This is a genomic window from Erwinia sp. ErVv1, assembly GCF_900068895.1.
In the GTDB taxonomy this organism is placed as follows: domain Bacteria; phylum Pseudomonadota; class Gammaproteobacteria; order Enterobacterales; family Enterobacteriaceae; genus Erwinia.
In genome coordinates this window covers 84,779-109,416 of record NZ_CDPK01000007.1, presented here as the reverse complement: position 1 = coordinate 109,416, position 24,638 = coordinate 84,779, and the positions used below count along the sequence as shown (strand labels likewise).

19 protein-coding genes and 1 tRNA gene are annotated in these 24,638 nt (G+C 52.7%); 8 read left to right on the top strand and 12 right to left on the bottom strand.

Features of this window, described 5'->3' with window-relative positions; translation table 11 throughout:
• Positions 1–16: 16 nt before the first annotated feature.
• The 8 genes from A1830_RS12100 to A1830_RS12065 all read right to left on the bottom strand — a co-directional run bounded on the left by A1830_RS12100 (position 17) and on the right by A1830_RS12065 (position 10,017).
• Positions 17–3,295, bottom strand: coding sequence for a type I restriction endonuclease subunit R (locus A1830_RS12100; RefSeq protein ID WP_067706096.1), 3,279 nt, complete (start codon positions 3,293–3,295; stop codon positions 17–19).
• Entirely contained in the window at positions 3,292–4,338 is a 1,047-nt protein-coding gene (locus A1830_RS12095; protein ID WP_067706094.1) for a virulence RhuM family protein, read from the bottom strand. Before A1830_RS12095 ends, A1830_RS12100 begins: the two co-directional genes overlap by 4 nt.
• Positions 4,335–5,591 (bottom strand): restriction endonuclease subunit S, encoded by a 1,257-nt coding sequence (locus A1830_RS12090; protein WP_067706092.1) that lies wholly within the window; start codon positions 5,589–5,591, stop codon positions 4,335–4,337. Before A1830_RS12090 ends, A1830_RS12095 begins: the two co-directional genes overlap by 4 nt.
• Positions 5,581–7,104, bottom strand: a complete 1,524-nt coding sequence (locus tag A1830_RS12085; RefSeq protein ID WP_067706090.1) for a type I restriction-modification system subunit M — start codon at positions 7,102–7,104, stop codon at positions 5,581–5,583. Before A1830_RS12085 ends, A1830_RS12090 begins: the two co-directional genes overlap by 11 nt.
• A 6-nt stretch (positions 7,105–7,110) precedes the next feature.
• On the bottom strand, positions 7,111–7,689 hold the full coding sequence (locus A1830_RS12080; protein WP_067706088.1) for a restriction endonuclease subunit S: 579 nt from the start codon (positions 7,687–7,689) through the stop codon (positions 7,111–7,113).
• Between the two features lie 55 nt (positions 7,690–7,744).
• A complete protein-coding gene (locus A1830_RS12075) occupies positions 7,745–8,011 on the bottom strand; it encodes a hypothetical protein (protein WP_067706087.1) in 267 nt (88 codons plus the stop codon).
• A gap of 463 nt (positions 8,012–8,474) precedes the next feature.
• The gene (locus A1830_RS12070; RefSeq protein ID WP_067706086.1) at positions 8,475–9,734 is read right to left on the bottom strand and encodes a tyrosine-type recombinase/integrase; all 1,260 of its coding nucleotides are present in this window, start codon (positions 9,732–9,734) and stop codon (positions 8,475–8,477) included.
• A 198-nt stretch (positions 9,735–9,932) separates the two neighbouring features.
• Positions 9,933–10,017: transfer RNA gene (locus A1830_RS12065), tRNA-Leu, on the bottom strand.
• A 303-nt stretch (positions 10,018–10,320) separates the two neighbouring features.
• On the opposite strand from A1830_RS12065, the gene A1830_RS12060 reads away from it, so the two are divergent.
• The gene (locus tag A1830_RS12060; RefSeq protein WP_067706084.1) at positions 10,321–10,827 is read left to right on the top strand and encodes a YjjA family protein; all 507 of its coding nucleotides are present in this window, start codon (positions 10,321–10,323) and stop codon (positions 10,825–10,827) included.
• Positions 10,828–11,081: 254 nt separating this feature from the next.
• Positions 11,082–12,335: a DUF445 domain-containing protein gene (locus A1830_RS12055; RefSeq protein WP_067706311.1), complete on the top strand. Its 1,254-nt coding sequence runs from the start codon at positions 11,082–11,084 to the stop codon at positions 12,333–12,335.
• A 139-nt stretch (positions 12,336–12,474) separates the two neighbouring features.
• On the opposite strand, the gene lptG is transcribed toward A1830_RS12055, so the two are convergent.
• On the bottom strand, positions 12,475–13,551 hold the full coding sequence (gene lptG, locus A1830_RS12050) for an LPS export ABC transporter permease LptG (protein ID WP_067706082.1): 1,077 nt from the start codon (positions 13,549–13,551) through the stop codon (positions 12,475–12,477).
• Complete coding sequence (gene lptF, locus A1830_RS12045) at positions 13,551–14,651, bottom strand: LPS export ABC transporter permease LptF (RefSeq protein ID WP_067706308.1); 1,101 nt, start codon at positions 14,649–14,651, stop codon at positions 13,551–13,553. The genes lptG and lptF overlap by 1 nt, the downstream gene beginning before the upstream one ends.
• A gap of 279 nt (positions 14,652–14,930) precedes the next feature.
• Here lptF and pepA point away from each other — a divergent pair, with 279 nt between their 5' ends.
• The 4 genes from pepA to A1830_RS12025 all read left to right on the top strand — a co-directional run bounded on the left by pepA (position 14,931) and on the right by A1830_RS12025 (position 20,393).
• On the top strand, positions 14,931–16,439 hold the full coding sequence (gene pepA / locus A1830_RS12040; protein ID WP_067706080.1) for a leucyl aminopeptidase: 1,509 nt from the start codon (positions 14,931–14,933) through the stop codon (positions 16,437–16,439).
• Positions 16,440–16,444: 5 nt separating this feature from the next.
• A complete protein-coding gene (locus tag A1830_RS12035; protein WP_067706078.1) occupies positions 16,445–16,903 on the top strand; it encodes a DNA polymerase III subunit chi in 459 nt (152 codons plus the stop codon).
• Between the two features lie 5 nt (positions 16,904–16,908).
• The gene (locus A1830_RS12030) at positions 16,909–19,764 is read left to right on the top strand and encodes a valine--tRNA ligase (RefSeq protein WP_067706076.1); all 2,856 of its coding nucleotides are present in this window, start codon (positions 16,909–16,911) and stop codon (positions 19,762–19,764) included.
• A gap of 128 nt (positions 19,765–19,892) precedes the next feature.
• Complete coding sequence (locus A1830_RS12025) at positions 19,893–20,393, top strand: GNAT family N-acetyltransferase (protein WP_067706074.1); 501 nt, start codon at positions 19,893–19,895, stop codon at positions 20,391–20,393.
• 31 nt (positions 20,394–20,424) lie between these two features.
• On the opposite strand, the gene miaE is transcribed toward A1830_RS12025, so the two are convergent.
• Complete coding sequence (miaE, locus tag A1830_RS12020) at positions 20,425–21,201, bottom strand: tRNA isopentenyl-2-thiomethyl-A-37 hydroxylase MiaE (RefSeq protein ID WP_067706072.1); 777 nt, start codon at positions 21,199–21,201, stop codon at positions 20,425–20,427.
• The gene (gene rraB, locus A1830_RS12015) at positions 21,185–21,604 is read right to left on the bottom strand and encodes a ribonuclease E inhibitor RraB (RefSeq protein WP_067706070.1); all 420 of its coding nucleotides are present in this window, start codon (positions 21,602–21,604) and stop codon (positions 21,185–21,187) included. Before rraB ends, miaE begins: the two co-directional genes overlap by 17 nt.
• Before the next feature lie 159 nt (positions 21,605–21,763).
• On the opposite strand from rraB, the gene argF reads away from it, so the two are divergent.
• Positions 21,764–22,774, top strand: coding sequence for an ornithine carbamoyltransferase (gene argF, locus A1830_RS12010; protein ID WP_067706068.1), 1,011 nt, complete (start codon positions 21,764–21,766; stop codon positions 22,772–22,774).
• A 637-nt stretch (positions 22,775–23,411) separates the two neighbouring features.
• Complete coding sequence (gene arcA / locus A1830_RS12005; RefSeq protein WP_067706306.1) at positions 23,412–24,632, top strand: arginine deiminase; 1,221 nt, start codon at positions 23,412–23,414, stop codon at positions 24,630–24,632.
• Positions 24,633–24,638: the final 6 nt, after the last annotated feature.

Genomic DNA, 24,638 nt, shown 5'->3' with positions numbered 1-24,638 from the left:
TTCTTTCGCCCACAATTTAGACTCCGCTCAGCCCTACACGGGTAATCTGGACGATCATTTCCACAATCTTTTTCGCCTGATCCATTCCGCCACCTATTGCCTTACACTCTTTAAACATCATCGGTAGAAGCTTCTTGCGAATATCAGCCTCGATATTTTGCGGATTGATCGAGTTCTCAGCCACTGAGATATCAACAGCCTGGTCTACTTCAAAAGCAAGCTTCACCCACTTATCGATAACTTGAGAATCGGTAACGGCAAAAACCTCCGGCAGTACTTTTTTGTACACGCCAAAGTAAGCCTGTGCATGGTGATGACCGGCAAACACGTCGGGTATGTCGTTCAGCCGCCGTTCCTGTACCTGCTCCTCAAATTCACGAAATAGCATGTACTGCTTGAGAGGGTGATCAAACAGTTTTTCGGCCTCTTCAATAGCCAGACGCAGTAACTTCGAGAAGGCTTCCTGGGCATAAGGATCATCACGTAAATCCTGCTCAATCATGCGGGTTACACGGGTTTTGATAATATCCGTTTCGTTGCGGGTTTTATCCTCACTCCACTCTTCGGGCCGTTGTCCCATTTTGCTGACTTCATACACTCCATCAGGCTCGCGGACTTCTACACCAACAACGTGTTTATCCAGCAGCTTTTTAACTTGTTCCGTGTACTGATCATAATCTACCGTCTCACCGGCATCCTGCTTCACCAACTGACGCAGGCTGGTAAATTGCCTGAGCGTCTCTTTATAGTGCTGGCGGTCTTCTTCGCTGAAACTCTTATCCTCAAAGAAGGTAGCCGACTGCAACGCCACTTTCAGGCAGCTGGCAAATTGCGTGAGTGCCTCATAAAAGTCTTCACGGACTTTAAGATGCACATCAACCATCTCGCCATGCTTTTCTTCCGTGCGCGGCACCAGCACCTGACGGAGTTGCTCAATATCGTTTTTGTTTTTTACACCTGCGAAAATCGCCCACAGATTTTTATACAGCTGGGGAAGGCGCTTGTACTCCGTACTCATCTGGCCGTACAGCCCCACCAGATCGTCGATGTCAAACCCGCCCTGCGTGCGGGATGCCAGCTTCTGGTAATCCTCAATGGTGGTATCCAGCTCTTTGAGGATGCCCCGATAATCGATTAGCAGACCAAATTTTTTCTTAGGGTGGAGGCGGTTAACACGGGCTATTGCCTGAATAAGGTTATGCCCTTTAAGAGGCTTATCGATGTAAAGCACGGCATTTTTGGGTTCATCAAATCCGGTAAGTAACTTATCAACCACAATAAGAAGCTTCAGCGAATCATCTTTATCAAAACGCTCAATGACATTGCGCGTGTAAATCTGCTCATCCTGAGAGCCGACATTATCTTGCCACCATTTGGTCACATCAGGGATACCAGATTCATCCACCTCGGAATTCCCTTCACGCGTGTCAGGAGAACTAATGACCACTGCAGACTCAAACAGTCCGGCTTCATCAAGATACTTTTTGTATTTTATCGCTGCGGCTTTACTGTCACAGGCGAGCTGCCCCTTCAAGCCGTCATCGATGTTTTTGACAAAATGGTTGGCTATATCCAGCGCAATAAGGTGGATGCGGTCATCGGCATTATAAACCTGCCCTTTATTAGCAAACTTACGCTTCAAGTCGGCTTTTTGTTTATCCGTTAACCCCTCGGTGATACGGTCAAACCAGCTATCTATAGCTCGTTCATTAACATTCAGCTCGGGTGGCCGTTCTTCGTAGAGAAGCGGAGTGACAGTCTTGTCCTCTACCGCACGCTGCATGGTGTAAGCATGAACGATGGGACCGAATTTATTAGTGGTCTTATCATCTTTCAGCAACGGCGTACCGGTGAAAGCAACAAAGGCCGCGTTGGGTAGAGCCAGCTTCATGCGTTGATGACTCTCACCGCCATGGCTACGGTGGCCTTCATCAATCAGCACAATGATATCGGGGCTGGTATTCACGCATTCGGGCAGGCGAGTGGCCGTATTAAATTTCTGAATCAACGAGAAGAGAATGCGCTCAGTACCATTACCAATCTGTTCGGCTAAACGCCTGCCAGAGGTGGCAATGGCATCGGCTTTATCCCTTTTACCTGCCAGCTCCCCGGTTGAGATAAAGGTGCGACTGAGCTGGTTTTCCAAATCAACGCGATCGGTCACCACGACGATGCGGCACTGCTTGAGAGTTTCACTCAGAATCAGCGCCTTGCTCAGGAAAACCATCGTCAGTGACTTACCCGAACCGGTGGTATGCCAGATAACCCCACCGTTGCGGCTGCCATCAGGGTTCTTCGTTTCAATACGCTGTAGCAGCCGTTTGATACTGAATACTTGCTGATATCGGGCAATGACCTTACCGGCTCTCTTATCAAACAGCGTGAAGAAGCGAGCCATATCCAGCAGACGCTCGGGTAATAGCAGACTGATAAGCAGCTGGTCCTGGCCCGTTATAGCCAAATCTCCCGCTGTAGTCAGATTTTGATACCATTCCAGGTATGCAACCTGACGGTGGCTGAAGATTGAATCAATCTGCTGTGCTGTGAGCTTACGGTTTTTGATGGCAAGCATCTCCAGATCGGAGATATCTTCTTCCCGCCATGTAGCCCAAAATTTGGTCGGTGTTCCGCAAGTCCCGTAACGTCCATCATGGCCGTTTATCGACAATAAAATCTGGCTGTAGGCAAACAGTCGCGGAATTTCATCATGACGCTGGTTTCGCAGACTTTGAGAGATCCCTTCGTCAATAGTCGGCCCTTTTTTAGCATTGCCATCCGGGCGCTTAGCCTCGATGACTACCAACGGAATACCATTCACAAAGCAGACAATATCGGGCCTGCGAGCCTCAATACCGTTAGCGCGTGTCACACTGAACTCTTCGGTGAAAACAAAGCTATTGTTATGCGGGTTGTTCCAGTCGATCAACGAGATTGTTGGGTTCGCCCGTTTGCCATCGATAAATTCCGTCACTGAAATGCCGTACAACAGGTGGTTGTACAGGTGCTCATTGGCGGTAATCAAACCCTGATTTAATGCCGGGCTGTTAACCTCCGCCACTAGGCTATCAATCGCTTTGTCAGAAATGACATGCTCTTTACCGGCAAAGATAAACGTTCTCTTGGCTAACTGTTCACGCAAAATCTGGTTTAAGACCACCTGATCTGCCTTGCCTGCTCGTGCAGACAAGGCTTGCTGAGGTGAAATATATGTCCAGCCTAAATTGCTCAAGAGAGCCAGCGCCGGAAGCTTGGCACTGTACTCTTCCTGGAATTTTGGCACACTTTGCATGCTCATGATGTTCCCTTATCTTTGTCGGCTTTCCAGTGCAGTAGCTCGGTAATATCCTTCTCGCCTTCGGCCTCTTTTAACAAACGCCGCTGCTCTGCAAATCGTGCATATTCACCCTGAGCTTTTTCATCTGCCATTTTCTTACTGACAGTGCCCGCACCCTGAAGCACATTGCGATCGTTGAACTGCAGGAACTGATCCAACTTCTCCTGCCAGTCCTGCAAGAAAACCTGCTGGCGGCGCAGCGCCTGATCTTCGGCATAGTCCAGCCACATATTCACTACACGGTTCAGTTCACTGACCTCTTTTTGGATCAGGTAATTCTTAGCAACCGTGACATCGCCTTTTCGCACGTCACTGCCTTTATAGCTGGTGAGCCCCATATGAGGCTGGCTGGCATCTGCGCGCTGATGGATTAGCTCAGCAGCAGTAAGCCCAGTGCAGGCAAAGTGCAGTTTGTTCTGGATGGTTTGAAAGAAGAGGGTGGTCTCTTTCAGAGTCGGCTGATAATCAGCAGCCAGCGCGAAAATCTCCCGCACACGCAGATAGACGCGCCGCTCGCTGGCACGAATATCTCGGATACGTTCCAGCATCTCGTCAAAGTAGTCGGGCACTACAGAAGAGCCAACGGGCGGATTCTTCAGCCGCTCGTCATCCATCACAAACCCTTTAATCAGATATTCCTGTAGGGTTTGCGTGGCCCACTGGCGGAACTGAGTCCCCCGAACTGAGCGAACACGATAGCCTACGGCCAATATGGCTTCGAGACTGTAGTGCTCTATCTCTCTGGAAACCTGACGTTTTCCTTCCTGGCGAACTATCCGGAATTTCCGGATAGTTGAATTTTGACCAAGTTCACCTTCCGAGAAGATATTGATCAAATGTTCGTTGATAGTACGAACATCTTTATCGTATAGCTCAGCCATGGATGCCTGAGTAAGCCAAAGCGTATCTGACTGAAAGCGACATTCAACGCGTGCACGACCATCCTCGCTTTGAAATAGCAGGAATTCACCTGCTGGTGGTTGAGGTAAGTTTTTATCAGTCATGCAACCTCCATATTCACCCGGCGTTTACCGGTGAGCAGTTGCTGCATCAGGGCTTTCTTTTCTTGTTTTAAGTGGCTAAGCTTTTTCTCTAAAATAATAGTTTTTTCTTCAGCCAACCTAAGGACTTTACCTATCTCGTGCTGTTCCTCTATTGGCGGGTATGAAATTATGACACTTCTGAACCCATCTTGAGATACCACATATCTCTGTCCGCTCCCGTCTGCCAGCAATGAAACCTGTTTCCGGAAAGAGGACGTGGAAAAGGCAAATGCTTTAAAGTTTAAATCCCAATCTTCTTTAATTCTGAATCGGACTATATGATAGCTATAGCAACAGCTTTCAATATGCGATGCAACCACCGCAGACATACCAACTTCATCTCTAGTTTCTGACGATGGTGTAAAAAATACATCACCTTTCAGTACACTACACCCATCAACTTTAGAGTATGGCGCAGTAACCCAATGATTGATCTCATTCGAGAATATGAATGTCTTCTTGAATACGTCTGTGAAATTTAACAAGCGAACTGGCATTTCACCTTCAACACTTTTTTTATCAACACCTGCACTTTTTATTTCCCCGATATCACCTAGTCGGCAAGTCTTCCACTCACTACTGAACCTAACTCCATTTTTATCCAGAAGGCGCCTTTTTCCAGTAAGCAGTTGCTGCATCAGAGCTTTTTTCTGTTGCTGACTATTGATAAGAAGTTTTTCAGTCATGCCTATCGCCTTATCCCAGATGGATAAGACTTCAGTTATTTTCTTTTGCTCATCTAATTTTGGTAGAGGAAGTACAATATCGTTAAGTATCTGTTGGCTAAGATTAGATATGTTTGTGCCACCTCCATTCTTGGATATTTGCTGCTTCATAAACCAAGAGCGAGCTACCGCAGCAATGTATTGCGGTATCACGAATTCCTGCTTAGCTCTTCCTCTTATCGTAAACCCAGAAAAAGATAACCTTTCGGAAACTGATGGAAAATAAAGGCATCTGCCAATTAGCTCTTTATTTCCATTCGACCTTACAAATAACAGGTCGCCATTGGTTAGTAATTCTTCATCACGAATTTTGTCAGCTACCCTCACAACCTCCAAGTGTTCCGTAGAATGTAGTTCGCTTAGATCTTTAAAATTTGCCACGCCGACAATTTTAATATCTTCGCCGGTATCATTTTTAGTGAAGTTCAAACCATTCTTGAACTCCATCACGTTCCCTAATAAAGTTTTTTTCCATCCATTAGGCATCATAACCTAATTCCTCCAAATACTTCTTCATCTGCACTTCCAACTCAGCCAATTGAGATTGTAATTCTTTTCGCTCGGCACGCACCGCCATCAGGTCAATTTCCTCTTCTTCCTCAAAAGTGTCGACATAGCGTGGAATACTGAGATTATAATTATTTTCGCGAATCTCTTTTAGGCTGGCTAGATAAGCATATCTTTTGACGTTGTCCCCTTCACGGTAGGTTTTAACTATTGTGGTGATATTTTCAGCACTCAGCTGGTTTTGATTTTTACCTGACTTAAAATCACGGCTGGCATCGATAAACAATACATTATCGTCCACTTTACTCTTTTTAAATATCAGGATTGCTGCAGGTATGCCCGTACCAAAAAAAAGCTTTTCCGGCAGACCAATTACCGCATCAAGAAGATTTTCGTCTATAAACTTCTGGCGGATTTTCCCTTCGCTGGCCCCACGGAACAGCACGCCGTGTGGTACCACAACGCCCATACGCCCCGTTTTAGGTTTTAATGTTTCGACCATATGGGAAATAAAGGCATAATCACCTTTCGCTTTAGGCGGCAAACCACGGCGGAACCGACCGAAATGATCGTCAGAGACATCATCAATTCCCCACTTTTCCAGTGAGAAGGGTGGGTTGGCGGTGACCACATCAAACAACATCAAATTGGCATTCTTATCGAGCAATTTGGGGTTGCGGATGGTGTCACCCCACTCGATTTTATGGTTATCCTCACCGTGCAGAAACATGTTCATTTTAGCCAGTGACCAAGTTGAACCGATCGCTTCCTGCCCGTAAAGCTCATAATTCTTGCTATGGTGTTGCTCAGCTACCCACTTACCGCATTTCATCAATAGCGAAGCAGAACCGCAGGTTGGGTCACAGATAGACTCGCCAGGCTTCGGATCAAGTAACGCTGCGAGCAGATCGGACACTTCAGGGGGAGTATAGTACTCGCCGGCTTTCTGGCCGCTATTGGCCGCAAACTTGCCAATCAAATATTCGTAAGCATTACCAATGACATCCAGACCACCAACACGGCTTGGTTTCAAGTTCAGATCTGGATGAGTAAAATCTTCAAGCAGCTGTTTTAAAATCAGATTCTTTTGTTTTTCGTCACCAAGCTTATTGGTATTAAAAGATATTTCCTGGAATACGCTTTTGCTGCCATCTTTCAGCTTAGTGCCGTTTGCTTCTTCAATTGCGTGTAGAGCTACATCGATACGTTCACCGTTACCCGCCTCACTTCGACGCTTATAGAGAGCATAAAAGCTAGCATCTTTCGGTAGAACAAAGCGTTCGTTCTTCATCATCTCTTCAATCAGCTCTGGTTCATCGCCATACTGGGCTTTGTAACCATCATAGTGATCCTGCCAGACATCCGAGATGTACTTCAGAAACAGCATAGTAAGAATGAAATCTTTGTAAGTATCAGGGCTGATGGTGCCACGGAAAGTGTCACATACGCCCCATAGCACGCGATTGATGCGGTCCTGATCGATCATATTGCTCATAACAAGTTAATCCTTAAGTAATTTTTGTAAAATACCAAGCTCAAGCTGATGGCGATTTTTCTGTAACTTATTGATAAGTTCATCTTCTTTCTGCCATACACGCTGGAGATCGATAAGCTGTAATTGGGTTTCAAGAGGCGGAACCGGGATAGCGACATCCAGCAGCGCTGATTTCGTTATTAACTGAATGTTGGTGCCACTCCGATGAAACCATTGCTGAATCATCGGATGGTTTAACAACCAGCAGAGGTATTCGGGGACAATCTCACGCTCTTGTCTTCTGAGGCTAACAATCAGGAACTGGCTGGTAGCAACCACAGGAACCTCGCCACGATAGACAACTGCCAGATTACGATTCCCCCTGGCCGCAACAATAATCTCCCCCTGTTCAAGAAATGGGGGAGCGATGCGTTGTTCCCATAAGACAGTAGGTAGAGCGTTATGATTGAACTGCCAGTCCTGATCAAGGTCTTTAATCTGTAAAAGACGCACATCCCCTTCAGGGTCAGGCGTGATTGCTCCCCTTAGAGTGTGGCCTGAACGGATGCCTGCAATTTGGCCTAACTGTTTTAAAGGTGTTGGCATACGGGCCCCTGATTCATTGCACCATCCATGGCGCATCTATTCTTAAACGTGGCGATTATAAGTTGGTTTTAAGCCATTGAGATATCTCGTCGGAAAGCCCATACCACGCACCATCTCCCCGCAAACCAGTAACGAGTAAACCATCATCGTTATCCATAACGGCTTTGAGATAATCGCGAACTTGAGTTGCCGTTTGCTCGGTGACAATAATCCAGGTTGATTCCAGAGGATGACACCAGGTCCCATAAGACTTGATGCGCTCAATGAGCGGGGCATAATCTTTCTGCTTTCGCAGATCGTAAGAAATTTGATAAGCTGGCATAGATTTAATCTCCTAATTTAGACGTTTGGGTTTGAGTCAACGCGACAGATTGCAGTCTGTCGCACCTCACCACTTAACTCTGTAGTTTATGTACAGAGATAAAAGTGGAGTGGTGAAGCTATGATTGAGCAAAAAGATCAGAATGTAAACCAAAAAATAATGCAGTAGCGGGTCTACAGAGAGGCTTTGCCTTGGTTTAAGTGCAAAAAAACCATACTCTCGCCACTCAACCAATTGATTTTAAAGAAAGAAAAAAACAATCGAACAATAAAAAACATGCACAGACATTTTTAAAGACTGCGTGCTTTTATGCACTCTTGTTAAATAATGTGTGTAATATCATTCAAGATTATCGCATACACGTGCCCCCTATCCCGTCTTCCCTCCAGATAGAGCGCATATTTATACATGCCAAAAATGGCTTTCCGTTTGGTGGATACCAAATCGTTCTCGTTGGCTAAATTTACTCGGTCTTCAACTTAGCAAAGTCAAACGGACTAATTGCTTTTTCTCGATTAATATCCAGATAATCAGCCCACCACTGCAACATTAGCCTCCTCTCGCCCAGATGCTCCGCCTTATGGATGTAAGCTGCCCGTACAGAACTACGCTCCTGGTGACTCATCTGCCGCTCCACTGCATCCCTCGACCACAATCCTGATTCAATAAGTGAACTACACGCCATCGTCCTGAAACCATGCCCACAGACTTCTGTTTTCGTATCATAGCCCATCACTCGCAAAGCCTTGTTCACCGTATTCTCACTTAGGGGTTTACGCGGATCGTGATCACCAACAAAAATCAGCTTACGATTCCCGCTCATGCTTTTGATCTTTTCCAGAATAGCTAAGGCCTGACTCGATAAGGGAACAAGATGGGGCGTCCGCATCTTTGAACCACGCTGAGAATGCTTAACACCTTCCAACGGTTCACGTTCACTTGGAATCGTCCACATGGCCGTTTCAAAATCTACTTCAGACCAGCGAGCAAAACGCAGTTCACTTGAACGAATGAAAACCAACAACGTGAGTTCGACAGCCAGTCGGGTTAACGGTCTGCCAGAGTAGTGATCGATACGGTGAAGTAATTCAGGTATGCGATTGAGTTCCAGAGCAGCACGATGCTGTCTTTTCACCGTAGCAACCGCACCGGCAATCTCTTGCGCGGGATTGTAGTCAATTAAGCCGCTCTGAACGGCAAAGCGCATAATAGCGGTAGTCCGCTGCTGCAAACGGGCGGCGACTTCAAGACGCCCGGATGACTCCACCGCTTTGATGGGTACAAGCAAATCCCGTGTCTTCAATTCAGCAATGTTCCGCTTACCGATGGCAGCAAAGAGATTATCTTCGAGGCTTTTCAATACACGAGCGCTATGCGATGCAGACCACTTCTGATTGCTGGCATGCCAGTCTCTGGCGACCACTTCAAACGTTATTGCCTCTTGCTCCTGCTCTACCTTAACGGCTTTCTTGTTCTCACTGGGATCGACGTCATTAGCTAATAGCTTACGGGCCTCATCCCTGCGTGCCCTGGCATCCGCCAGCGAGACTTCGGGATATTTCCCCAGCGCTAGCATCTTCTCTTTACCGCCGAAGCGATAACGAAGACGCCAATATTTGGAACCGTTAGGGTGAACCAGCAAAACCATGCCTTCACCGTCAGTTAGTTTATAGGCTTTTGCTTCAGGCTTAGCCGAACGAACCTTCACATCACTCAGAGCCATGATGAGTATCCTTTCAAGGGTTCTGTGTGGGTACAAACATTATCGAACCGGGATATACCCGCAGTTGTACCCACATCAGTAAGTTGATGTAGATTGAATCAGGTTGACTTAGGTTGAGTGAAAAAGCGAGGAAAGCCTTGCGGGGACTGGATTTTAGGCATAAAAAAAGACCTCAGTTGAGGTCTATTTACATACCATTGGTGCCGAAGGCCGGAATCGAACCGGCACGCCTTGCGGCGGTTGATTTTGAATCAACTGCGTCTACCGATTTCGCCACTTCGGCACTGAAGGGTATGCGGAAAACGAGGTGGATTATACCGTTACGGCTACCCTGCGCAACCTAAATCCTTTAGGACGTTCGTTGAGTGGTGAAAAATAGAGCGCTTTAGTCCTGGGTCTTTGCCCCTGCCTTCTTAACCTTACTGAGATTACTCTTAAACACTTACCCCTCGTGGCGGGTGATATGTGCGCGCGGGAACCTGGCGGCTATTGTGCTGTCCCAATGGAATGAAAATGGGTTGCCGTGCCGGCGGTTAGCGAAAGCGCATCTGGCAGCGGCACCGGATAACAAATACAAGGGTATAGCATGAAAGCAACGTCTAAGATGGTACTGGCAATGGCACTCTCTTCCACCCTGCTGGCGGGTGCAGCCTCGGCGGCAAGCTGGCAGGACCAGCTGAGCAGCGCGGCCAGTTCGCTCAGCCAGAATTCTGAATCCGGCACGTCTGGCTCCACCTCGCAGACCGGCACCTCCATGGGCGCGCTGACGGGTCTGCTGAACGGCGGTAATCAGTCGCTGAGCTCCAATAGCATGACCAATGCCGCTGGCGTGTTGCAGTACTGCGTGAAGAATAACGTGGTGGATAACAACGTCAGCTCGGTGAAAGACCAGCTGATGAGCAAGCTTGGCCTGACGGACACCACTAAGCAGCAGGAAACCACCGATTATAAGCAGGGCCTGATGGGTCTGCTGAATACCGGCAACAATCAGCAGGTTAACCTGAGTAGCCTGGGGAATACCGCGCTGGGCAAGAAGGTGAAAACCAAAGCCTGCGATCTGGTGCTGAAGCAGGGCAAGCAGTTTATCTCCTAGTCTCTTCGGAGCTGTCCCTCCATTGCCCTTATCAGGAGCCACAGCATGTGGCTCTTGTTATCTCTATAGAAAATCCTCCCGCGCCCCTCTCGCGTCTGCGCCCTACTGCTTCTCACACTCTGCATGTGACCGAAAAGGACAATCCCTCGCCAGGCTGTTAACCTGTGGGTTGCTTACGCCCGTGATACCAACAAGGAGCCTCCGACGTGAAGGATAAAGAAGCTGAGTTACTTAAGGCCAAACGTCTGCCCCTGATGCTGCTGTGCGGCGCGGCAGTGCTTTTTATTGCTACCGTGCTTTATCCCCTGTGGTTCCCGGCCAGCCGCTGGGTGGGGGCGCTGAAGTCTGTCGCAGAGGCGTCGATGGTGGGCGCGCTGGCAGACTGGTTTGCGGTAAGCGCGCTGTTTCGCCGGGTGCCGATCCCGCTGGTGGGTCGCCATACCGCCATTATCCCGCGCAATAAGGAGCGTATCGCCGATAATCTGGCGCTGTTCGTGCAGGATAAGTTTCTTAATACCGATGCCCTGCTGACGCTGATTCGCCGTCACGATCCGGCGCAGATGATGGCCAGCTGGCTGCGTACCCCGGAGAACGCTGAACGGCTGGGCGGGTATCTGCTGAAGATGGTCCGAGGCTTCCTCGACCTCGCGGACGACCAGCGCATCCAGGCGTTTATGCGTCGTGCCATTCACAAGGCGATCGATAAGGTCGATCTGTCGCAGTCGGCGGCGATGGTGCTGGAGAGTCTGACCAAAAATAACCGCCATCAGGCGCTGCTGGACGATGCCATCAGCCAGCTGTTGCAACTGGTGAATAAGCCCGCCACCCATGACTTTATCGCCGCACAGGTGATGCGCTGGCTTAAGCGCGAACATCCGCTTAAGGAGAAGATGCTGCCCACCGAATGGGTGGGCGAAAAGAGTGCCGAGATGGCCGCCAACGCGGTGAGGTCTATCCTTAACGACATCGAGCAGGATGGCGCCCATGAGATCCGTCAGGGCTTCAATCGCGCCGTGGAGCGGCTGATTAGCCGCCTGAAAAGCGACCCGGAAATGCAGCTTAAGGCGGAAGAGATTAAGGACTACCTCAAGCAGGACGAAGCGCTGAATACCTATATCAGCCAGCTGTGGGGCGATCTGCGCGGCTGGCTGAAGGCCGATCTGGATAAGTCAGATTCGGTGCTGCATGCAAAGGTGAGCGCGGCCGGGCAGTGGCTGGGCGAAACGCTGGTGCAGGATACGCATCTGCGCGCCTCGCTCAATCAGCATCTGGAGGAGGCCGCCATGGGCGTCGCACCAGAGTTCTCGGCGTTCCTCAGCCGCCATATCAGCGATACGGTGAAAAGCTGGGACGCGAAGGATATGTCGCATCAGGTTGAGCTGAATATCGGTAAGGACCTTCAGCGTATCCGCATTAACGGCACGGTAGTGGGCGGCGTTATTGGCCTGATCCTGTGGCTGCTGTCGATGGTGCCGGTGGCGATTGAAACGCTGCGTTCGGGGTATTGATTACCGTGGCCAGCTCAGGAATTCACAGTTAAAAAAAGGGGCGAAAATCTTAGATTTCCGCCCCTTTTCTCTCATCTGCCACCCCGGTATAACCAGAGCGCCGTCTGCATTTTTGCTACCTGTCCGCCCTGTGCAACACCTATCGGCGCTTAAGCAGCATCATCATGCTAATGGCGAAGAAAACGGCGCTCGGCAGCAGCGCTCCCAAAACCGGTGGGATATTGTAGACCAGGCTCAGCGGGCCAAATATCTGGTCCAGCACGTAGAACAGGAAGCCGAAGCTGATGCCGGTTACCACCCGCATCCCCATGGATACGCTGCGCAGCGGGCCGAAAATAAACGACAGCGCCATCAGCATCATCACCGCCACCGACAGCGGCTGGAAGATTTTGCTCCACATATTCAGCTGGTAGCGTCCGGCAACCTGGCCGCTCTGCTTAAGGTACTTCGAATAGTTATACAGCCCGCTAATCGACAGCGCATCCGGGTCCAGCGCCACCACGCCCAGCTTGTCCGGCGTCAGGGAGGTTTTCCACTGGCCGCTCAGCGTCTGGCTGCCGGTCACCTGTTTCGGGTCGGTCAGATCGGACTGCTCCACTTCCGACAGGTCCCACAGCTTTTCACTGGCATTATATTTCGCCGAGGCCGCATAGCGCACCGATTGCAGGCGGCGATCTTTATCAAAGTTATAGATACTGATGCCCCCCAGTTCGCTGTTGTCCTTCAGCCGCTCGATAAAGATAAAGCTACGCCCGTCCTTCGCCCACAGGCCGTTCTGCGTGGAGAGCAGCGAACCGCCAATCATCTGCTGCGCACGGTAGTTACGCGCCATCTGCTCGCCCTGCGGCGCAACAAATTCGCCGACCGCCATGGTCAGCAGCACCAGCGGAATGGCGGTTTTCATCACCGACGCGGCAATCTGCATGCGGGTAAAGCCGGACGCCTGCATCACCACCAGCTCGCTGCGCTGGGCCAGCGTACCCAGCCCGAGCAGCGCGCCAAGCAGTGCCGCCATGGGGAAGAAGATCTCAATGTCCTTCGGCACGCTGAGCAGGGTGTAAAGCCCGGCACCGACCGCGGTGTAGTCACCCTGGCCGGTTTTACGCAGCTGATCGACAAACTTGATGATGCCGGAGAGCGACACCAGCATAAACAGCGTCGCCATGATGGTGTTGAAAATCGTTTTACCGATATATCTGTCGAGTACGCCAAACATCAGACGGAGCCTCCCTTGCTGAAGCGCGCGCGAATACGTCGCATCGGCACCGTATCCCACAGGTTAAGCAGCACCGCCAGCGCCAGATACCCCAAATTGACTACCCACATCCACAGCGCCGGATCCAGCCGCCCTTTCGCGCCGCTGGAGCGCAGGGAGCTTTGCAGCAGGAAGAAAATCAGGTAGAGCAGCATCGCGGGCAGCATGGAGAGCACCCGGCCCTGACGTGGGTTAACCACGCTAAGCGGCACCACCATCAGCGCCATTACCAGCACGGAGAAGACCAGCGTCAGTCGCCAGTGGAGCTCGCTGATAAAGTCCGGCTTGGTGGAGTGCCGCAGGGCGCTGAACGACATCTGCTCGGCGTCGTTCGGGTCAAGCAGCACTTCCTGATGCCCGATAATCGCCTGATAGTTTTTGAAATCGGTAATGCGGAAGTCACGCAGCATCGCCGTGCCCTCGAAGCGCGTACCGTTATCCAGGGTCACCACCTGCGATCCGTCATGGCGCTGCGACATATGGCCTTTGTCCGCCACCACCACAGAGGGACGCGCATTGTCTTTTGGCCGCAGCTGCGCGAGGAAGACGTTGCCGAAGGTGTTACCCTTCACGTTTTCGATAAAGAGTACCGCCTGCCCGTCGCCCGACTGCTGGAACTGCCCCGCTGCCAGCGCCGCCGCGCCGGGGTTAGCCTTGGCGTTTTTGGTCACTTCGTTCTGATCGCGCGCCGACCACGGCCCAAGCCAGGCGACGTTGGCAGCGGCTACGGCGGCGGTGATCAGCATTAGCACCATTGCAGCTTTCACCAGCACCGCCTTGCTCAATCCGCAGGCGTGCATAACGGTGATTTCACTTTCGGTATAGAGCCGCCCGAAGGTCATTAAAATGGCTAAAAACAGGCTTAGCGGCAGAATTAGCTGAGCCATTTCCGAAATACCAAGACCCAGTAAAGTCAGGACTAAATTTGTGGGTACTTCGCCGTCCGCCGCTGCGCCTAAAATCCTGACTAACTTCTGACAAAAGAAGATTAGCAGCAGGATAAAAAGGATAGCCAGCTGGCTCTTGAGCGTTTCCCGGACCAGATATCTAATGATGATCACGCTGAGTACGCCTGTGAAAACTTGTCTTTTTGCAGGAAAATCGCTAGTTTCATCGCTTATACGCCATTTATTCTCATTGATGGCCATGGTCATAGCTAAAATAGTATGACAATAATCGTGTTCTGGTGGTGCTAAAACCATTCTACCCAGTGACGGGTGATCACCAAAACTAAAAGTTGCCCGTTAGCCTAACGGCGCGGTGCCACGGCGTTACGCGTGACGAAAGCGCACCATTCTAGCCGCAGCAGGCGCCGTTGTCTTTAAGATTCAGGAGAGTGCATGGAGTTCAGTGTAAAAAGCGGTAGCCCGGAAAAACAGCGCAGTGCCTGTATTGTGGTCGGCGTGTTTGAGCCGCGCAGGCTGTCACCGATTGCTGAACAGCTGGATAAAATCAGCGATGGCTACATCAGCGCCCTGCTGCGCCGCGGTGAGCTGGAAGGGAAGGTCGGGCAGACGTTGCTGCTTCATCACGTGCCGAATATCCTGTCTGAACGTATTTTGCTGATTGGCTGTGGCAAAGAGCGTGAGCTTGATGAGCGGCAGTACAAGCAGGTGATTCAGAAGACCATCAATACGCTTAACGACACCGGATCGATGGAAGCCGTCTGCTTTCTGACCGAGCTGCACGTTAAGGGCCGCAACACCTACTGGAAAGTGCGTCAGGCGGTTGAAACCTCCAAAGAGACGCTGTACAGCTTCGATCAGCTGAAAAGCAATAAGGTCGAGCCGCGCCGTCCGCTGCGCAAAATGGTGTTTAACGTCCCAACCCGTCGCGAACTGACCTGCGGCGAGCGGGCGATTCAGCACGGTCTGGCCGTGGCGGCGGGCGTCAAAGCCGCGAAAGACCTCGGCAATATGCCACCAAACATTTGTAATGCTGCCTATCTGGCATCCCAGGCGCGCCAGCTGGCCGATGCCTGGAGCAATATCACCACGCGGGTGATCGGCGAGCAGCAGATGAAAGAGCTGGGCATGAATGCCTACCTCGCCGTCGGTCAGGGTTCGCAGAATGAATCGCTAATGTCGGTAATTGAATACAAGGGCAGCCCGGATGCGGACAGCAAGCCTATTGTGCTGGTCGGTAAAGGCGTGACCTTTGACTCCGGCGGCCTGTCGATCAAGCCTGCGGAAGCCATGGACGAGATGAAGTACGACATGTGCGGCGCCGCGTCGGTCTATGGCGTGATGCGCATGGTGGCCGAGCTTAACCTGCCGCTGAACGTGGTGGGCGTGCTGGCCGGCTGTGAGAACATGCCGGGCGGCCGCGCCTATCGTCCGGGCGACGTGCTGACCACCATGTCCGGCCAGACCGTCGAAGTGCTGAATACCGATGCGGAAGGCCGTCTGGTGCTGTGCGATGCCCTGACCTACGTTGAGCGTTTTGATCCCGACGTGGTGATTGACGTCGCGACCCTGACCGGTGCCTGCGTGATTGCGCTGGGCCACCATATCAGCGGGCTGCTCTCTAACCATAATCCGCTGGCGCACGAGCTGATTGGCGCGTCCGAACAGGCCGGCGACCGCGCGTGGCGTCTGCCGATGTCGGATGAGTATCAGGATCAGCTGGACTCCAACTTTGCCGATATGGCCAATATCGGCGGTCGTCCCGGCGGGGCTATCACCGCTGCCTGCTTCCTGGCGCGCTTTACCCGCAAATATAACTGGGCGCACCTGGATATCGCCGGAACCGCATGGCGCTCCGGGAAAGCGAAAGGCGCCACGGGCCGTCCGGTTGCCCTGCTGTCGCAGTTCCTGCTGAACCGCGCCGGCCTTAACGGCGACGATTAACGGTAATGAAAAACGCCACCTTCTACCTGCTGGAAACCGATACGCCGGTTGACGGACTCAGCGCCCTTGAGGCGCTGGTCTGCGACCTGGCGGGACTTCACTGGCGTGAGGGGAAGCGCGTACTGGTGGCCTGTGAAGACGAAGCCCAGGCTGTCAGGCTGGACGAGGCGCTGTGGAAGCGTCCGGCCAGCGCCTTTGTCCCGCATAATCTGGCGGGAGAAGGGCCAAAATACGGCGCCCCGGTCGAGCTGGCCTGGCCGCAGCGTCGCGGTAATGCGCCGCGCGATCTGCTGATCAGCCTGCTGCCGCAGTTTGCAGATTTTGCTACTGCTTTCCATGAAGTGATAGACTTCGTGCCTTATGAAGAAAATTTGAAACAGCTGGCGCGCGATCGTTATAAAACGTATCGCAGCGTTGGATTCCACTTGAATACGGCCACGCCGCCCGGGCCGCCAACGATATAGCAGACATGGAAAAGACATATAACCCGCAAGAGATCGAACAGCCGCTTTACGAGCACTGGGAAAAGCAGGGCTACTTTAAACCGAATGGCGATACCAGCCAGGAAAGCTTCTGCATCATGATCCCGCCGCCAAACGTCACCGGCAGCTTGCATATGGGTCACGCATTCCAGCAAACCATTATGGATACCCTGATCCGCTACCAGCGTATGCAGGGTAAAAATACCCTGTGGCAGGCCGGGACCGACCATGCCGGTATCGCGACCCAGATGGTGGTGGAGCGTAAAATCGCGGCTGAAGAGGGTAAAACGCGTAAGGATTACGGACGCGACGCCTTTATCGACAAAATCTGGCAGTGGAAGGCGGAATCCGGCGGCACCATTACCCGTCAGATGCGCCGTCTGGGCAACTCCGTGGACTGGGAGCGCGAGCGCTTCACCATGGATGAAGGTCTGTCCAACGCGGTGAAGGAAGTCTTTGTGCGCCTGTACAAAGAGAACCTGATCTATCGCGGCAAGCGCCTGGTGAACTGGGATCCTAAGCTGCGCACGGCGATTTCCGACCTGGAAGTGGAGAACCGCGAGTCAAAAGGCTCGATGTGGCATATCCGCTATCCGCTGGCCGACGGCGTTAAAACCGCCGATGGCAAAGATTATCTGGTGGTGGCGACGACCCGCCCCGAAACCGTGCTGGGCGATACCGGCGTCGCGGTTAACCCCGAGGATCCGCGCTACAAGGATCTGATCGGCAAATTTGTTGAGCTGCCGCTGGTTAACCGCCGTATTCCCATCGTCGGTGACGAACATGCGGATATGGAGAAAGGCACCGGCTGCGTGAAAATCACCCCGGCGCACGACTTCAACGACTACGAAGTGGGCCGCCGTCACAAGCTGCCGATGATCAATATCCTGACCTTTGACGGTGATATCCGTGAATCTGCGCAGGTTTATGACACCAACGGGGAAGAGTCCACCCAGTGCGATCCCACCATCCCGGCGGAATTCCAGAAGCTTGAGCGCTTTGCCGCGCGTAAGGCCGTGGTGGCCGCCATTGATGCGCGGGGCCTGCTGGACGAGATCAAGCCGCACGACCTGACCGTGCCTTATGGCGATCGCGGCGGCGTGGTAATTGAGCCGATGCTGACCGATCAGTGGTACGTGCGTACCGCGCCCCTGGCAAAAGTGGCGGTGGAAGCCGTTGAGCAGGGTGATATCAAGTTCGTGCCTAAGCAGTACGAGAACATGTACTTCTCCTGGATGCGCGATATTCAGGACTGGTGTATTTCCCGCCAGCTGTGGTGGGGCCACCGCATTCCGGCCTGGTACGATACCGAGGGCAATGTTTACGTTGGCCGCACCGAAGCTGAGGCGCGCGCCGATAATAACCTGGCTGACGATCTGGTGCTGAGCCAGGACGAAGACGTGCTGGACACCTGGTTCTCCTCCGGCCTGTGGACCTTCTCAACGCTGGGCTGGCCTGAGAATACCGAAGCGCTGCGTACCTTCCACCCTACCAGCGTGCTGGTGAGCGGCTTCGACATCATCTTCTTCTGGATTGCCCGCATGATCATGCTGACCATGCACTTTATCAAGGATGAGGATGGCAAGCCGCAGGTGCCGTTTAACACCGTCTATATGACCGGTCTGATCCGCGATGACGAAGGGCAGAAGATGTCGAAGTCGAAAGGCAACGTCATCGATCCGCTGGATATGGTGGACGGGATATCGCTGCCGGATCTGGTGGCTAAACGCACCGGCAACATGATGCAGCCGCAGCTGGCAGAGAAAATCCGCAAGCGCACCGAGAAGCAGTTCCCGAACGGCATTGAGCCGCATGGCACCGATGCGCTGCGCTTCACCCTGGCGGCGCTGGCCTCTACCGGACGCGATATCAACTGGGATATGAAGCGCCTGGAGGGCTACCGCAACTTCTGTAACAAGCTGTGGAACGCCAGCCGCTTTGTGCTGATGAATACCGAAGGCATGGATTGCGGCTTCAATGGCGGCGAGATGACGCTCTCCCTGGCCGACCGCTGGATCCTTGCCGAATTCAACCAGACGGTGAAAGCTTACCGCGAAGCGCTGGATAGCTACCGCTTCGATATCGCGGCCAATATCCTGTATGAGTTCACCTGGAACCAGTTCTGCGACTGGTATCTGGAGCTGGCTAAGCCGGTAATGACCGGTGGAAATGAAGCAGAGCTGCGCGGCACCCGCAATACGCTGGTTACCGTGCTGGAAGCCCTGCTGCGTCTGGCGCATCCGATTATTCCGTTTATTACCGAAACCATCTGGCAGCGCGTGAAGGTGCTGAAGAACATCAGCGATGACACCATCATGCTGCAACCGATGCCGGCCTTTGAGGCCAGCAAGGTTGACGATGTCGCCCTCAGCGACACCGAGTGGCTGAAGCAGGCTATCGTCGCGGTGCGTAATATTCGCGCCGAGATGAACATCGCCCCTTCCCGTCCGCTGGACGTGCTGCTGCGCGCCAGCAGCGCCGAGGTGGTGCGTCGGGTTAACGACAACCACAGCTTCCTGAAATCGCTGGCGCGACTGGCCAGCATCAGCCTGCTGTCTGCCGACGATAAAGGCCCGGTTTCCGTCACCAAGATTATCGACGGCGCCGAGCTGCTGATCCCGATGGCGGATCTGGTGGATAAGGCTGCCGAGCTGGAGCGTCTGGCGAAGGAAGTGACTAAGCTGGAAGTGGAAATCGGTAAGATCGAAAGCAAGCTCTCAAACGAAGGTTTTGTCTCCCGCGCCCCTGCTGCCGTCGTGGCGAAAGAGCGTGAGCGCATGACTGAGTTTGAGCAGGCGAAGGTCAAACTGATTGAGCAGCAGGCGATCATCAACGCCCTGTAATCACTGATGTTGCCCTCAAGGCCCGGCAGAGCAGCGCTCTCCGGGCCTTTTTATTGGCCGGGATTGCATCACAGCCGCTGCGATGTTATTACACTGCCATCAAACCAGAAAACTAACGGCACTGAGTTATGACGACGCTACCCACCGGCCTGCTGGTTCGCCCCATTCAGGCAGAAGATAATCCGCATATCGCCCGCGTGATCCGCGAGGTCTCCGCTGAGTTTGGTCTGACCGCCGACAAAGGCTTCACCGTGGCCGACCCTAATCTCGACCATCTGTATGAGCTGTACAGCCAGTCTGACAGCGCCTACTGGGTGATTGAACTTGAGGGCAGGATTGTGGGCGGCGGCGGCGTGGCGCCTCTGCTGTGCAGCGAGCCGGGCATCTGTGAGCTACAGAAGATGTACTTTATGCCCGCCGTACGCGGCATGGGGCAGGCGCGCGAGCTGGCGATGCAGGCGATGGACTTTGCCCGCGAACGGGGTTTTACCCGCTGCTATCTGGAGACGACGGCCTCGCTGAGCCGCGCGGTACGGCTGTATGAACACCTGGGCTTTACGCATATCGACGGCCCGCTGGGCTGCACCGGGCACGTTGACTGCGAAGTACGGATGCTGAAAAGCCTCTGAGCGGCGCGGTCGATCGCCACGCCGCAGAGGCTCAGGCCGTTGCAAATGCCGGTACGCCGCTGTGAAAGCGCAGCTCGCCGTCCGGTGACTGGATCAGCTTTGCTTCGGTTACGCCAATTTGTCTGACCCGCGCGCTGATGTCGGTGGTGGAAATTTCAGCGGCCAGCGCCAGGTAGTCCTGATAGTGCCGCGCCTCGGATCGCAGGAGCGAAACATAAAATGCCGCCAGCTCCCCGTCCAGATGGGGCGCCAGGCTGGCGAATCGTTCGCAGGAGCGCGCTTCAATATAGGCCCCGCAAATCAGCTTATCGACCAGCGTCTGGGGTTCATGGGTGGTGACCTCACGCAGCAGCCCTTTGGCATAGCGGCTGGCAGTGATTTTGATATAGGGAATGCTGCGTGCCTGCATAATTTCCAGCACCTGATAGAAATGGTGCAGCTCCTCCTTGATCAACAGCACCATTTTGTCCACCAGCGCATCGCCCCAGGGCGCTTCGACGCGGCTGATAACCGCTTTCGACAGCGCCCGATGCTGTTCCAGGAAGGCCAGATCCGCATTTTCGCTGTGAACGAACTGCTCCCAGGGTTTTAGCCACGCCAGCAGCGCATCGCCGCTCTCTTTATCCGCCACGTATTTACGGATCAGCCACATGGCGGTCTGTGCCGCTTTCAGCTCACACACCAGGTGGTCGGTCAGCAGCAGCGGCAGATTCTCTGGCCGACAGGCCTGGTCAATCCAGGCCTGGGGCGTGCGGCATTGCAGAAAGGCGTGAATGGGGGCAAGCAGGGGATCAGTGACGAATGCCATTGTCTTCGTCGTCAATCTCTTCGCCATCGTCCTCTTCGTCTTCGGCATCGGGATCTTCGAAATAGGTTCCCCATCCGTCGTAGTCGACGTTGAACTTGCCAGCCAGATCGACCAGTTGCTCAACCTGGGCATCGATCAGTTCAGCGTTCAGCGCCGCCTCGCTCAGAATATCGCAGCACATCACTTTGGTGCCGTCTTCCAGCTCCAGCTCTTCCGGCTCCGTCACTTCATAGCCGATTTTAAAGGCTTCAACCGCCGCCTTTTCCAGCGCGTCAAAGCTGTCGCAGGAGAGGTGGTGCTCAATGGTGTAGAGCGCATCCGGATCGCTGCCGTCATCCAGCAGTTCTTCAATTATCAGTCGCGTCTCTTCGCGCTGCTCTTCCAATAAAGCTTCGTTCGCCATGATCTGTTCCTCAGTATGTGGCTTCTCTTATCAGTATTTTCCCACACTGCCCTTCGCGCCACTACCTTTATACAAAAGTTTCTGCGCGCCGAGGTTGAAAATGAATATTCATACGGTTAAATTGAATTTTAATTCAATAAAGACCACACGGAGTGCTTTATGAGTCATTTATACCAGCGTCATTTTCTCAGGCTGCTCGATTTTACGCCTGCTGAAATAAACGCCCTGCTGGCGCTGGCCGCCACCCTGAAGTCCGATAAGAAAAACGGTGAGGAAGTTCAGCACCTGCAAGGGAAGAACATTGCGCTCATCTTCGAAAAAGACTCGACCCGTACGCGATGCTCTTTCGAAGTTGCCGCCTACGATCAGGGTGCCAGGGTGACCTGGCTCGGGGCCAGCGGCAGCCAGATCGGCCATAAGGAGTCGATCAAGGATACCGCCCGCGTGCTGGGCAGGATGTACCACGGCATTCAATACCGTGGCTATGGGCAGGCGCTGGTTGAATCGCTGGCCGAACACGCGGGCGTGCCGGTATGGAACGGCCTGACCGATGAGTTCCACCCTACCCAGCTGCTGGCCGATCTGCTGACCATGCAGGAGCATCTGCCGGAAAAATCCCTCAGCGAAATGGTGTTTGTCTACGTCGGCGATGCGCATAACAATATGGGCAATACGATGATGGAGGCCGCCGCGCTGGTCGGTCTGGATCTGCGCCTGGTGGCGCCAAAAGGCTGCTGGCCGGATGAGGCGCTGGTGGCCGAGTGTCGGGCGGCGGCAGCTAAAACCGGCGGTAAAATTACCCTTACCGAAAATATTGCCGAAGGCGTGCGGGGCGCTGATTTTATCTATACCGACGTCTGGGTCTCCATGGGCGAACCAAAGGAGGTCTGGAAGGAGCGGATTACGCTGCTGCGCCCCTATCAGGTTAATAGCGCCATGCTGGCGCTGACCGGCAATCCGCAGGTGAAGTTCCTGCACTGCCTGCCCGCTTTCCACGACGACCAGACCACTCTTGGCCAGCAGATGGCTCAGCAGTACGATCTGCATGGCGGCATGGAAGTCACGGACGAGGTGTTTGAATCCCCCCACAGCGTAGTGTTCGATCAGGCAGAGAACCGTCTTCACACCATCAAAGCAGTAATGGTTGCAACGCTGTCTGATACGCATTAATACCTGTCACCAGCGGGTCATTGAAAATTGATCCGCTGGCTTTTCTCTCTGACCGCTTCCACGCTGGAATATATTTATTTCTAACTGAAGCGCGTTCCCTGAGACAACCAGAAATAATTATGCACCTCACTGGCATATATTATTTTCCTGGCAATAAATTAACCACTCCAACCTTTTGAGTTTTCCACATTAAAAATAATTCTTACCCTTTCATCACAAACAGGCCATACGGCCATTTGCGTCAGAAGGAATAAATATTTCAAATGAAAATGACTTTTACAGATATTTTTATCAGGTTTAGCCATAACCATTCAAAATAAAAATAAAAACCTTAATATTCATATAGCTGCATTCATGCAAGGGTAGGCTTCACTCTATTAGAATCCCGCAACAGAGAAACTTAATCGTAATAATCCTTTAATTATTCATTTCTTTAGCATTACAGAATGCACGTCACATGACCCTCATCAAATTAAATCCGCATAGTTCATTCCGCTTATTTTTTTGTGACAGATATCAAATTTGGTCAGGCAACGATGGTTACTATCACCTGGCAACCTTACTGGTAATAAGCTGATGCCAAATGAAAGGATTTATTCATTTGGTACTGCTATTCCCTGAACAAACGGAACTGAATATGAAAAAACACTATGTTGGATCGGAAATAGGACAGCTTCGATCCGTGATGCTTCACCGCCCTCATTTAAGCCTGAAACGCCTTACCCCTTCTAACTGTCAGGAGCTTCTGTTTGACGACGTGCTGTCGGTGGAAAAAGCCGGTGAAGAGCACGATTTTTTCGCCCAAACGTTACGCGATCAGGGCGTAGAGGTCCTGCTTTTCACCCAGCTGCTGACCGAAACGCTTGCGGTGCCAGAGGCCAAAGCCTGGCTGCTGAACACGCAGATTTCCGATTATCACCTTGGCCCTTCTCTGGCGGCGGATATTCGCGGCTGGCTGGCGGATGCGCCCCACGGACAGCTTGCACGTAACCTCTCTGGCGGTCTGACCTATGGAGAGATGCCATCGGGCTTTAGCAGCATGACCTCAGATATTCACGCGCCGGATGACTTTATTATGGCGCCCCTGCCCAACCATCTGTTCACTCGCGATACCTCGTGCTGGATCTATAACGGTGTGTCGATTAACCCCATGGCCAAAGCGGCCAGAAGGCGGGAAACCAGCAATCTGCGCGCCATCTATCGCTGGCACCCGACCTTTGCTGGCGGAGACTTCATTCACTATTTCGATGAGGAAGGCGTCAATTACGAAGAGACCACGCTGGAGGGCGGCGACGTGCTGGTGCTGGGAAACGGCACGGTCATGATCGGCATGTCCGAGCGCACTACCCCCTGCGGCATTGAGTTCCTCGCCCGCTCGCTGTTCCACCACCATCAGGCCAGCAAGGTTATTGCAATTGAGCTGCCCAAACATCGCGCCTGTATGCATCTTGATACCGTGATGACCCAGCTCGACCTGAATACCTTCTCCATTTATCCGGACGTTATCACCCGGCAAACCCGCAGCTGGACCCTGACCAGCGATGGTCACGGCGGACTGGCGCGCAGGGAGGAGAAAACCGTTATGCATGCCATTGAACAGGCCCTGGGTATTGATCAGGTCCGTTTGATCACTACGGGCGGCGACCGCTTCGAAGCCGAGCGTGAACAGTGGAATGATGCCAACAACGTGCTCACAGTGCGCCCCGGCGTGGTTATTGGCTATGAGCGTAACACTTATACCAATGAGAAATATGACAAAGCTGGCATCAGGGTATTACCCATTCCCGGTAACGAACTGGGCAGAGGGCGTGGCGGCGCGCGCTGCATGAGCTGCCCGCTGGAACGTGATGGCCTCTGAACACAG